Genomic DNA, 12711 nt, shown 5'->3' with positions numbered 1-12711 from the left:
ATGCTCACCGTCCCGGGAGGAAAACGGGTGGTCACGGATCGGTCCGGCAAAGAGCGAGCCGTAGCCCGGGCGGTGGACGACAAGCAGCGCGAGCGCGAGACGCGGTTCGTTCCAAGAACCCTTGAGCGGGACGCCGAGCTGGTCACTGCCAAGGCGGCGTTGGACGCCGTGTGCGGCGGTTCGACGACGGGTGCGGTGATCCCCTCCGCACGCTGCGGTGGACTGCTGGCCTTCACCGGGCCGGCCGGAGCGGGCAAGACGACCCTCCTTGCGGAGGTACGTCGCCTTGCGGCCGAGCGGGACTGTAAGGCGCTCTTCGCGAGGGGCTGCGAGCAGGAGCAGAATCTGGCCTTCCATGTGGCGCGACAGCTGCTCCAGCCGTTGCTGGCCTCGTACTCCGAGAGCGAGCGCCGGGAAGTGCTGGGCGAGTGGTATGGCATCGTCGGTCCGTGCGTCGGCCTGTGTCCGGCCGCCGAGGGCGCGGTGCCGGATCCGCAGGGCGTGCGGGACGGTCTGGACTGGGTGGTCACTCAAGTGGCCGTGCGGCGCGGTCCCTTGGTCGTGGTTGTCGACGACGCGCACTGGGCGGATGCCGAGTCCCTGACCTGGCTGACCTCCTTTGCCGGACGGGTCGAGGAACTGCCCATCCTCGTGGCCGTCGCGTACCGTCCGGAGGAACTGCCCGATGCGGCCAGGGCGTTCGACGGCATGGTCGGGCGGAACCGGGTGCGTCCGCTGGACCTGGCGCCGCTGACGCCGACCGCGGTCGCCGCCCTGATGCGCGATGCCCTGGGCACCGCGCCCGACGACGCCTTCTGTCGTGAAGCCTGGCTGGTCACCGGCGGCAATCCCTTCGAGACGGTCGAGCTGGCGGCGAAGGTACGTGACCGTCAGCTGGCCCCCAGGAAGGAGAACGCCTGCGCGTTGCGGGACCTTGCGGCCGAGACCACGGGCGGCGGCCTGGTGGACCGGCTGGAGCAGCTGGGTACGGTCGCGGTGCGGCTGGCCTGGGCTGTTGCCGTCCTTGGCTCGGAGGCGACCTTCAGCATGGCCGCGTCCCTGGCGGCGCTGGGACCGGCCCAGGCCGCGGAAGCGACCGAAGCGCTGCGGACCGAGCGCATTCTGACGTACAGCATGAAGCCGGAGTTCGTCCATCCGCTCGTCGCGACGGCGGTCTATCGGGCCATCCCGCCCGCGATGCGGGTGGCACTGCACGGCAAGGCCGCCTGGGAGCTCGTCGAGGCGGGCGAGGGCCCGGCCGTGGCGGCTCGACATCTGCTGGAGACACAGCCGGAGGGCGACGCCTGGGTGGCGGAGCAACTGCGCGACGCGGCCCGTGAGTATGTCCGACGCGGCGCTCCCGACGCGGCCCGGCGCTGTCTGAGCCGCGCTCTGCGCGAGCCTCCGCCCGCCGGACTGCGGGCCACGGTTCTGCACGAACTCGGTGCCCCGGCACTGCTGCACGATCCGGCGGTGACGGTGAACCACTTGCGGGCCGCGTTGGAGGAGCCGGATCTGCCGCCCGAACTGCGGCAGAGCATCGTGATCCGTCTCGGGCGCGCGCTGTCGTACTGCGACCGGCTCACGGAGGCGGCGGAGGTGGCGATGGAGGAAGTCCGCATCGCCACGGACTCGCGAGTACGCCTGCGCATGCTCATGGAACACTTCATGATGTCGTCGTTCACCTCTGACGACCGGGAGGCCCCGGTTCTGTCGCGCCGGCTCAGCCACCTCACCCGTCGGCTGTCCGGCCAGAGCAAGACCGAGCGCTATCTCTACGGGCTGCGCGCATGGGACGCGATGGTGCGCGGAGAACCGGCGGCGACCGCCATGGAGTTCGCGGAGCGGGCGCTGGGCCGCGATGGGATGAGCTGGACGGACGAGCAGTGGGGCTTCGAAGTCCCGTCGCTGGTGGCCCTCACCTTCCTGTACTGCGACCGCCCGGACCGGGCCGAGGAGCTGTACGCGGGAGCCATCGCGGAGTACGAACAGCAGGGCTGGCGCGGGGTGCACCTCTCGCTCGGCCACTGCCTGCTCGGGTACATCCGGCTCTGGAAAGGCCGGCTCACCGATGCCGAGGAGTTCGCACGCGCCGGGCTGCAGCTCGCGGACCGCCTGGGGCCCGCGGGCATCCATGCGCAGTGGTACGCAATGGCGGGTCTGATCGAAATCCTGATCGCCCGCGGGGAGACCGCGGCTGCTCAGGAGCTGGCGGTGGAACGCCGGTTCGGCAAGCCGTTCCCGTCGGCCGTGACGCTTCCCGACGCCGAGACCGTTCACGGGGAGCTGCTGTTGGCCCGGGGCATGCACAGGGAGGCCGCTGAGGAGCTGGCCGCGGTGGGCCGCCGCCTCGATCTGCGCGGTATGCGTAATCCGGCGTGGTGCCCGTGGCTGCCGCATCTCGCTCTGGCGGCCAGGACGACGGATGCCGGGCGAGCGCTGGAGCTGGCGCAGGAGGCACTGCGCCGCGCCGAACGCTTCGGTACGGCAACCGCAGTGGGTAAGGCGCTGTGTGTGCTCGCCCGGGTGACGGTGGGGCCCGGGGAGATCGCCCTGCTGCAGCGTGCCGTCACCACGCTGGAGTTGGCGCCGTCGCCGTACGAACTGGCGGTCGCTCTGGTCGAGCTCGGCGGCGCGCTGCGCCGTGCCGGACTGCTCTCGCAGGCGGCCGAGCCCCTGCACCGTGGTGTGGATCTGGCCGGTCAGTGCGGGGCCGGGGGCGTTGCGGCACGGGCACGCGACGAGTTGGTCGCGGCGGGACTGAGGCCGCGCCGCCTGGAGGTGGTGCGGCGGGAGCCGCTTAGCGGGGCACCATCCGCGTAGTCAACGGCGCACGGTAGCCCGTGCGCGCCATGCCGTGCACCCCATCGTTGGCCAGGGTCCGCCAGAGGCGGCATCGTCGGTTTCTGTCGGCGCCGAGAGGTGAAGCATCAAGGGCGAACGAAGGGCCTCGCCGTTCTACGAGCCACTCCGCCCAAGTCCGCCCTCTGCGCGCTCTGGTGGGCCGTCCCGACCTGACGGAGGAGCAGGCCGCCTCCGTACCGGCCATTGCGGAACACGCCGGGTCGTAGTGGAGCGGATGATCGCCCCTCGCTGCCGCAGAGCCACGAAAGCCCTCGACCACGCACCCTTCCTGGAGGCAACAATGCACACCCTTCACCAACTCGCCCACGCCGCTTCCGTGAGGGCGTTATGACCGAATTTTTCTTACCCGAGCTACCTCGGCTGCTGCCGGTGGCCTACCACCCCAAGGCAGCGCAGATCGAGTTCCGTTCGAACGGCTGGGTGCGCAGCCGGCTCGGCGACTGCTTCGTGAGTGAGGAGGACCTGCTGTGCTTCCTGCGTCAGCGGAACGGGCTCTACGGGCCGCTGACCGTGCCGTACGCCGATGAGCAGCGGGCGCTCGATGTCGCCGACTGGTACCAGTACGTCACCGTCATTGACAGCTTTGTCTCGGACCGCTCGGCACTGGGAGCCGATGAGTCCAGTGCCCGCGACGTGTTCGCCGGAATCATGGACGACTTCCACGGTGACGGCGGTGGGAGCGGGACATTTCCCCTCGGCGTGGCGGGCAAGGAGCTGTGGCGTCGGATCAGCCCCGGGCTCGCTCCCGGTCAGATACGAAGGTTCGCCGGTGCTCTCGAAGCGTTTCTGCGCGGGTGTGTCACCGAGATCCGTTTCAAGCTGACGGAGCGGGTACCGGACTACGAGACCTGTATGACCGTGCGTCAGGACAGTTTCGGCTGTGACTTCATCCGGTTGATGACCGAATATGCGGCCGGCGTCGACATGACCGGACACGATCGGCTGCTCGCGGACGTGCACACGCACTGCATGCGGCAGATGATCACCGTTAACGACCTGCTCTCATGGCGCAAGGAGCATGCCCAGGACGACAGGATGACGGTGGCTCGCGTGCTGATCGAGCGCGAGGGACTCGGTCTGCAGCAGTGCGTCGACCGCCTTCGTGAGCTGGTCGATCACCATGAGCGGGCCTACATCGCGGCTCGCGACCAGATGCTGAACGGTCCACACGGAACACGCGCGGACATGCGTGCGTATCTGAACGGCCTGGACCATCTGATCGGTGGCAGTGCGGAGTTCGAGTACCTCACGCCTCGCTACTTCGGCGACGGCTTTGTCTGGGACGGCTCCACCTCGGGCTGGATCAGCCTCACCGATCCCGTCACCCGATTCCGGACCCGACCCACCACCGATGCCGATGCGGATGTCGGAAGCAGCGGGCCGCAGGCAGCGACACCGCTCATGATGAGGAGTTGAAGCGTGGCAGACACCGCACGTGTACGGCCGAGCACCCAGCCGTCGACGACCGGCACGGCTGCGCCGTTGTCGAAGGGCAAAGCTCCCGGCCGGCTCCCCGTTCTCGGCCATGCGATCCCGCTGCGACGTCGTCCGCTGGAGTTCTTGGCCGCCCTGCCCACACACGGCGACCTCGTCGAGATCCGTCTCGGCCCTCAGCGTGCCTACGTGGTCTGCCACCCCGAGCTCGTACGCGAGGTCCTGCTGAACCCGCGCACCTACGACAAGGGTGGCCCGCTGTTCGACAAGGTCCGACCCCTGGTGGGCAACGGCCTGTTCACCGCGGCGTGGGCGGATCACCGATTGCAGCGCAGGCTGGTGCAGCCCGCCTTTCACCCCGGCCGAATGGCGTCCTACGCAGACGTGATGTGCGAAGAGATCGATGGCATGCTCGGTTCATGGCAGGAAGGCCGTGCCATCGACTTCGGTGCCACGCTGCATGCGCTGACGGTCCGGGTCACCACGCGAACGCTGTTCTCGACCACCATCGGTGGCCGGGCCGTTGCCGACGTACAGCACTGTCTGCCCATCCTCCTGCGGGGCATCTACCGGCGGATGACCTCGCCGGTCGGTCTGCTGGAGAGACTGCCCACACCGGACAACAGGCGCTTCGAGCAGGCACGCAGGAGGCTGTGCGCAGTCATCGACGAGACGGTCCAGGGCTGCCGGCGTTCGGGGGTGGACCATGGGGACCTGCTGTCGATCCTGGTCGGTGCCCGGGACGAGGAGAGCGGTGAGCGGTTCACCGATGACGAACTCCGCGACCAGGTCCTGACCTTGCTGATTGCCGGCACCGAGACCACCGCGAGCGTCCTGGGATGGGCCTTCCATCTCCTGGGTCGATACCCCGAGGCCGAGAAGCAGTTGCACGACGAAGCCGACCGCGTCCTCGACCGCCGACTGCCCGCCTTCGCCGACCTGCCCGCCCTGGACTTCGCCCGGCGCGTCGTCACCGAGACGCTTCGCCTCTACCCGCCCGCCTGGCTGATCAGCCGGATGGCCACCGTCGAGACGGAACTCGCCGGGCAGAGGCTGAAGCCGGGCGCGAGCGTCCTGTACAGCCCCTACCTCCTGGGCCGCAATCCCGACGTCTTCCCCGAGCCCGATCGTTTCGACCCCGATCGCTGGCTTCCTGAACGGGCAGCATCAGTGCCCCGTGGCGCGATGGTGCCGTTCGGCGGAGGCAGCCGCAAATGCATCGGTGACGCCTTCGGACTGGCCGAGGCGACCCTGGCTCTCGCTGCCATCAGCGCGCGCTGGCAGCTCCGTCCGGTGCCCGGGACGACGGTCAGGCCGAAGCCGGAAGCTGCCCTGGGCACAGGTCCCGTCTTCATGCTGCCGCAACCGCGCGACCTCGGAGCAGGCTCGGAGCGCAAGGACGCCTGACGCCGAGGCGCTCGCCGCTCGGGCTTGAGCCGCGCGGGCGGTCAGGTCACCGTCGTCGCCCCGGTTCCGGGACGGGGCCGGGCCCGGGCGATGAGCAGGGCCACGTCGTCGTGGTCTCCCGGCCGGCGCAGCGCATTCAGAAGCAGGTCGCAGGTCTCGTCCAGGGATCGCTGAGGCTTTCCGAGGAGTGCAAGAAGATCGTCCAGACGCTCGTCGATGGCCAGGTCGCGCGTCTCGACCAGGCCGTCGGTGTAGAGGACGAGTTCGTCGCCGGGGTGCAGAGCGACGGTGGTGGTGCTGAAGTCGACGTTGCCGACACCGAGCGGGGCGCCGCTGGGCAGGTCGAGCAGTTCGGGGAGCCGGCCGGGCCGTACCAGAGCGGGCGGCAGGTGTCCGGCGCTGGAGATGAGGCACTCGTTCCGGTGAGGGTCGTAGACGGCGTAGACGCAGGTGGTGATGGTCTGCCCCATGCGGTCGGTGATGCGGTCGAGGTGGCGCTGCACTTGGGCGGGGTCGAGGTCGAGTTCGGCCAGGGTGCGGGTGGCGGTGCGGAGTTGACCCATGGTGGCGGCGGCGCTGATACCGCTGCCCATGACGTCGCCCACAACGAGTGCGGTCTTGTCGCCCGTCAGCGGGATGACATCGAACCAGTCGCCGCCGACTTCACTGGCGGCCTCGGCGGGCTGGTAGCGGTAGGCGATCTCCAGGCCGGGCTGGTCCGGCGGCTGCTGGGGGAGGAGGCTGCGCTGGAGGGTGAGTGCGGTGTTACGCACCTGCCGGTACCAGCGGGCGTTGTCGATGCACACCGCGGCCCGCGCGGCGAGTTCGCCGGCCAGCACCTCATCGTCGGCGTTGAAAGGCTCCGGGTTGTGGGTGCGCTTCAGGTCCAGGGCGCCGAGGACTTCGCCGCGAGCGATCAACGGCACGGCCAGGTAGGAGTGCACGCCCGCGTCGGCCAGCATCGCGGCGGCTTCGGGACTGCGAGCGATACGCGACAGATCGTCGTGCTGCACTCGCGACACACGGACCGGGCGACCGGTGTTCACGCAGTGGGTGACCAGCCGGTCGGCCTCGTACTGGGCAACCTCACCGGGCTGATCAGCCGCGCGTACGGCATCGGTGGAATACGCGGCGGCCACGGCGAGAGCACGGAATACCGCGGGGCCTTCGTGTATCACGGTGGCTGAGCGTCCGTTGAGGACGCTGTCGAGGACATCCACCGCGGCTACGTCGGCCAGCTCGGGTACCGACACCGCGGCGAGTTCACGGGCAGTCTGGTCGAGGTCGAGGGTGGTGCCGATGCGTATGGACGCGTCGGCGACGAGCGCGAGGCGCTGCCGGGCCCGGGCAGCCTCGGTCGTGGCGACATGCCGCTCGGTGATGTCCACGACGGAGGTGGCCAGCCCCAGCACTTTCCCATTGGAGGACTCCAGCCGGTAGAACGAGACCGACCAGGCGTGCTCCCGGTCCGGGTCGGCCGGGGTACGCGCCACGGACTCGCGATCAAGGATCGGAATGCCGGTGGCGAGGACCTCGCGCATGGCGGCCTCGATGGCCTCGGCGTCCAAGAAGGGCAGAGCCTCACGGACGTGTCGGCCAACATGCTCGGCGGCGGGCAGGCCGTTGATGCGCTCCAGTGCCGGGTTGACCATGACGTACCGCAGATCGGTGTCCACGACCGCCAGCCCTATGGGGGACTGGGAGAACAGTCGGGTGGACAGCGCCAGGTCTCGCTCCACGCTCCGCAACGTCGTCTGCTCGGTGGCCAGGCCCAGGGCGTAGAAGTCCTTGTGGTCGTCCTCCAACCGCATATTGCGGAACTCCACCAGCATGGTGCTGCCGTTCTTGTGCCGCACGGGAAAGACACCCGTCCAGCCCTCTCCGCCCGCCATGACCTCGGTGAACCACCGGCGCACCAGTGCCATGTGCTTGTCGTGCACCAGCAGGCGACCCGCATTCCGGCCGAGTGCCTCGTCTGCGGCGTATCCGAACAGCTCCGCGGCCTGCGGGCTCCACAGCACGATCCGGCCATCCGCATTCAGCACCACGGCGGCGACGCTCAGTACGTCCAAGAGGCCGCCGGGCTCGGTCCTGCCGTCCCCGGACCGGGCGGGGTCGGCCGGGAATGACTCGATTGCACTCATCCCAGGCCCTCCGTCCGCCTGCTGCCATCCCTGCCCAGTGCCGATTCCGCCGCGGGCTTCCGCAGCACCCGATCACTCCTATCGTCCACTGTCGTGGCCGAGACCGTACCCCTGCCGAACCGGGTACTTCCCGCGTGCCCGCCCGAGAAGAAAATATGGCTCGGCGACGCCGCCGCCACGGACCAGGCTTCTCTCCGCCATTCTGGCGGCTCTGCGGGGACAGCGCGTAGTGGTTGCCCAATGATGCGTGTCGTGACGCGATCACCTGGGGACGCCGTGCCAAGGATTCGTGTATGAACAGCGCAGATTTGCTGGCAGATGCGTTCGAGCGCGTCCGGGAGGCAGTCCATGGCGCGGTCGGGGGGCTGTCGCCGGATGACCTGAATGCCCGGCTGGACGCCGACGCGAATTCGATCGCCTGGCTCGTGTGGCATCTGACGCGCATCCAAGACGATCACGTGGCCGATGCGGCCGCAGTGGAGCAGGTCTGGTTCTCGCAGGGCTGGGCGGATCGTTTCGAGCTGCCCTTCCCCAAGGGAGCGACAGGGTTCGGACACTCCAGCAAGCAGGTCGCCGCGGTACGGGTGCAGTCCGCCGAGCTGCTGCTCGGCTACTACGACGCCGTCCACGAGCAGACCCTGAGGTTCGTCCGCGGCCTCGACGACGCCTCGCTCGACAGCGTCGTGGACGAGTCCTGGTCCCCGCCGGTCACCCTGGGTGTCCGTCTGATCAGCGTCCTGGCCGACGACCTGCAGCACGTGGGGCAGGCGGCATTCGTCCGAGGACTGCTGGAGCGCCGGTAGGCAGTGCGGCGCACAGCCACGCCTCATCCCGGAACAGGCTTGGCCCGCACGCGCAGGACGGCCGAGACCGCGGGCGGCCATGTCTTGCTTGGCGCGCACGCGGACGCGGCTCCGTTGCCCGCCATGCCGGGGGCTCATGAGACCCTGCCCCCGACCGCGAATGCCGGTACAGTCAGGAAATCGTTTGTGGCCAAAAGAGGTTCTTGTCATGGGCATGTCGCCACGCCTATCTTCTCGGGTCATGAGTGAATCCCCCCACCCCCAGAGCGAGCCGTCCAACGGCCGCGAGAGCTCATCCCGTCGCGCAGTCCTCACCGGACTCGGCGCCACCGCCCTGTCACTGGCCGCCGCCGGACTCGTGGCCCCCGAAGCCCACGGCGCAAGCCCTCAGGGCAAGGCGCCGGCACCGGCGGCAGCCCAGCTCGAAGCCGCATGCGTGCTGACTCCCGAACAGACGGAAGGTCCCTACTACCTGGACCTGGAGACGGTCCGCAAGAACATCACCGAGGGCAAGGCCGGCGTGCCGCTCACCCTGCGCACGACGGTGATCGACACCAGAACCTGCGCCCCGATCCCGAACGTCGCCGTCGACATCTGGCAGTGCGACGCGGTCGGCATCTACTCCGGCTACGTCGCCGGCGGGTCGACCCCGGACACCACCTTCCTGCGCGGTGTGCAGCTCACGAACTCCAGCGGCGTCGCCGAGTTCACCACCATCTACCCCGGCTGGTACGCCGGCCGCGCCCTGCACATCCACCTCAAGACGCACGTCGGCGGCACCGTCTCCGGGGGTACGTACGAGGGCGGGCACGTCTCCCACACCGGCCAGCTGTACTTCCCCGAGAACTACAACACCCAGGTCGCCGCCCTCACCCCGTACCGGACCAACACCGCGCGCCGCACCCTCAACTCCCAGGACGGCATCTACCGCAACGGCGGGTCGTCGACCCTGCTCGGCATCACTTTGGTCGGCAGCACGCTCAGCCAGGGCGTCATCGGCACAGTGATCCTCGGCATCAATCCCACCGTGACAAAGCCCTGACGGAACCGGCTGACCGGAGGATCAGCTCGTGACAGCGCAGCCGTCCCCCAGCGGCTGCGCTGTCCCATGTGCGGAGAAGGCCGTCGCGAGGGCGACACGATGACGGCCGGAGTCCGCCGGGACGGGCGGGTGTGCGGTCAGTGCGCGATGGAGTCGATCAGCTCCCGTGCACCCTGGCGCAGGAGCGCGACCGCGACAGATGTGCCGAGGGTGGCCGGGTCGAGGGGGCCTGCCCACTCGTGTGCGTTGAGGACGGTCTTCCCGTCGGGGGTGAACACGCAGGCCCGTAGGGAGAGGTCGCCATTGCGCTCGGCCTTGGCGTACCCGGCGATCGGGCTGTTGCAGTGGCCCTGCAGGACGTGGAGGAACATGCGCTCCGCGGTGGCCTCGCGGTGGGCGTCGGGGTCTCCGAGGCCGCTGACCGTGTCGATCAGCTCGGTGTCGCCCTCGCGGCACTGGAGCGCCAGGATGCCCGCGCCGATCGGCGGGCACATCACCTCGGGCGTAAGGATCTCGCTGATCACGTCCGTACGGGCGATGCGTTCCAGGCCGGACACCGCCAGGAGCAGCGCGTCGGCCTCGCCGGCGGCGAGCTTGTCCAGGCGCCGGTTGGCGTTGCCGCGCATCGGGACGCAGGTGAGCCGCGGGTGGGAGGCGGCGAGCTGGGCGATGCGCCGTACGGAGGACGTACCGATCCTCGTGCCGGCCGGAAGCTGATCAAGGGTGAGCCCTTCGGGGTGGATGAGGGCATCGCGGATGTCGTCGCGCTTGAGGAACGCTGCGAACGTCGTACCGGCCGGCAGGGGTCGGTCGGCGGGCACGTCCTTGACGCAGTGCACCGCCAGATCGGCCTCGCCGGCGAGCAGAGCCGCGTCGACCTCCTTGGTGAACGCCCCTTTGCCTTCGACCTGAGAGAGGTCGCCCATCCACTTGTCGCCGGTCGTCTTGACCGCGACGACCTCGGTGCGGATGCCGGGGTGGAGGGCGGCCAGCTCGCTGCGCACGCGCTCCACCTGGGCGAGCGCCATGGGCGAGTCCCGGGAGACGATGCGGATCAGTTCAGGGGTGGACATGGCTTCCACGATAGAGCGTCAGGTCTGCGCTTCCGACCCCGAAGCCGACGGCCATCTCGGCCGTTTGGAAAGCGCGTTGGGGCATCGGGCACCTGTGCGAGGAAGTCACCGCCCCGCGTGCGGCGCGACATCTGCCTGTGTGACGGTGCTTCGTCTTGACGTCATGTCGCGCGTTCGGTACGTACATGCCAGACGCTTTGGTATAGACCAAGCCTGTGTCCAGTCTGCATGCTCGAATCCGCGCTTGTTCCCACTCGGGAGGCAGCAATGCGAAGATCGTTGGCGCTGGTCGTCACACTCATCGGGGCCTTCGTCCTGTTCCTGGCCCCACCCGCCGCCGCGGCCACACCGACGGCGGCGTTCTCGAAAACATCGACCTGGGACAGCGGCTACCAGGGCGCGTACACCATCACCAACGGCGGCAGCTCCCAACTGACGAGCTGGACCGTCGAGTTCGACCTGCCCGCCGGTACATCGGTCGGCTCGTACTGGGATGCGCTGCTCACCCAGAGCGGCAGTCATTACACCTTCAAGAACCGTGAGTACAACGGGTCGCTGGCGCCCGGCGCGAGCGCGAGCTTCGGCTGGGTGTCCACCGGGACCGGTACGCCGACGAACTGCAAGCTCAACGGCGCGCCCTGTGGCGGCAGTTCGGGCGGCGGGGACACGACGGCGCCGAGTGTGCCGTCGGGGGTGAGCGTCGGCTCGGCGACCAGCTCGTCCCTGACCGTGCGCTGGACGGCGTCCACGGACAATTCCGGCACGGTGGCGGGCTATGAGGTCTCCCGGGACGGCGGCACGCCCGTCGCCGCGACCGGCACCTCGTACACCGCAACCGGCCTGCAGTCGGGCACGAGTTACTCGTTCCGCATCCGGGCAAGGGACGCGGCCGGCAACACCTCGGCCTACAGTGCGGCGGTCAGCGGTACGACGAGCACAGGCGGCGGCATCCCGCCAGCCGGCGGCGTACGCACCGCGCCGTACGTCGACATGGGCGCGTGGCCGACCCCGAGCATGCCCGTGATGGCCTCGGCGAGCGGGCTGAAGAGTTTCACGATGGCTTTCGTCACGGCATCGGGCTGCAAGGCGATGTGGTTCAACGCCTATGACCCGCGGACCGGCTGGGCCAAGGACCAGGTTGACGAGATCCGGGCAGGCGGCGGCGATGTCAAGATCTCCTTCGGCGGCGCCAGCGGAATCGAACTGGCCCAGGCCTGCGGCTCGGTCGACGCGCTCTTCGCCGAGTACGACGCGGTCGTCACCGCCTACAACCTGACGTACGCCGACTTCGACATCGAAGGGGCGGCCACCGCCGACCCGGCCTCGGTAAGCCGTCGTTCCCAGGCCCTGGCGCGCCTTCAGCAGGCTCACCCCGGCCTGCGGATCTCCCTCACCCTCCCGGTTCTCCCCGAGGGGCTGACCGCCGACGGGCTCGCGGTGGTCAGGTCGGCGCGGGACGCGGGCGTGAACCTGGACGTCGTGAACGTCATGGCCATGGACTACTACCGAAGCATCGACTACGGCGACGCCGCGGTACAGGCGGCGCAGAGCACCTTCACCCAGCTGAAGTCGCTGTACCCGGCCAGGAGCGACGCCCAGGTGTGGGCGATGGTCGGCGTGACGCCGATGCTCGGCCAGAACGACGACGGACACGTCTTCGACCAGGCCGACGCACGTCAGCTGGTCGCCTTCGCCCAGGGCAAGCACCTTGGAGAGCTCGCCTTCTGGGAGACGACACGCGACCGCAACGCCTGCACGGGCGCCCTCTATATGTGCACGAACATCCCGCAGGCTCCGTACGAGTTCTCGAAGATCTTCGCGGCCTACACCGGCTGACGCCCGGCATTGCGTTCCTGGCGGCGCGAGGAGGCGCCCCGGTCCCGGCGGGGACCGGGGCGCCTCGACGTTCATGCCCGCGGCCGCGGAGCCGGCAGTGGCGGCCG

8 protein-coding genes are annotated in these 12711 nt (G+C 69.3%); 6 read left to right on the top strand and 2 right to left on the bottom strand.

What is annotated here, in order from left to right; genetic code table 11:
• The first annotated feature begins 27 nt into the window (after positions 1–27).
• The 3 genes from OG729_RS03105 to OG729_RS03095 all read left to right on the top strand — a co-directional run bounded on the left by OG729_RS03105 (position 28) and on the right by OG729_RS03095 (position 5706).
• Positions 28–2823, top strand: coding sequence for an ATP-binding protein (locus tag OG729_RS03105; protein ID WP_405804121.1), 2796 nt, complete (start codon positions 28–30; stop codon positions 2821–2823).
• 369 nt (positions 2824–3192) lie between these two features.
• Complete coding sequence (locus OG729_RS03100; RefSeq protein WP_405804119.1) at positions 3193–4281, top strand: terpene synthase family protein; 1089 nt, start codon at positions 3193–3195, stop codon at positions 4279–4281.
• A gap of 3 nt (positions 4282–4284) precedes the next feature.
• A complete protein-coding gene (locus tag OG729_RS03095) occupies positions 4285–5706 on the top strand; it encodes a cytochrome P450 (protein WP_405804118.1) in 1422 nt (473 codons plus the stop codon).
• 41 nt (positions 5707–5747) lie between these two features.
• On the opposite strand, the gene OG729_RS03090 is transcribed toward OG729_RS03095, so the two are convergent.
• The gene (locus tag OG729_RS03090) at positions 5748–7850 is read right to left on the bottom strand and encodes a SpoIIE family protein phosphatase (RefSeq protein WP_360864886.1); all 2103 of its coding nucleotides are present in this window, start codon (positions 7848–7850) and stop codon (positions 5748–5750) included.
• 293 nt (positions 7851–8143) lie between these two features.
• On the opposite strand from OG729_RS03090, the gene OG729_RS03085 reads away from it, so the two are divergent.
• Both OG729_RS03085 and OG729_RS03080 read left to right on the top strand, forming a co-directional pair.
• Positions 8144–8653, top strand: coding sequence for a mycothiol transferase (locus tag OG729_RS03085; protein WP_360864884.1), 510 nt, complete (start codon positions 8144–8146; stop codon positions 8651–8653).
• Between the two features lie 241 nt (positions 8654–8894).
• The gene (locus OG729_RS03080) at positions 8895–9695 is read left to right on the top strand and encodes an intradiol ring-cleavage dioxygenase (RefSeq protein WP_405804116.1); all 801 of its coding nucleotides are present in this window, start codon (positions 8895–8897) and stop codon (positions 9693–9695) included.
• 137 nt (positions 9696–9832) lie between these two features.
• On the opposite strand, the gene hemC is transcribed toward OG729_RS03080, so the two are convergent.
• Entirely contained in the window at positions 9833–10768 is a 936-nt protein-coding gene (gene hemC, locus OG729_RS03075; RefSeq protein WP_360864878.1) for a hydroxymethylbilane synthase, read from the bottom strand.
• A gap of 267 nt (positions 10769–11035) precedes the next feature.
• On the opposite strand from hemC, the gene OG729_RS03070 reads away from it, so the two are divergent.
• Entirely contained in the window at positions 11036–12604 is a 1569-nt protein-coding gene (locus tag OG729_RS03070; RefSeq protein WP_405804114.1) for a cellulose binding domain-containing protein, read from the top strand.
• The last annotated feature ends 107 nt before the right edge of the window (positions 12605–12711 follow it).

It is taken from the genome of Streptomyces sp. NBC_00210 (assembly GCF_045160975.1).
Classification (GTDB): domain Bacteria; phylum Actinomycetota; class Actinomycetes; order Streptomycetales; family Streptomycetaceae; genus Streptomyces.
Note: the sequence above shows the minus strand (reverse complement) of the source record. Positions and strands in the feature narration are given on the sequence as shown.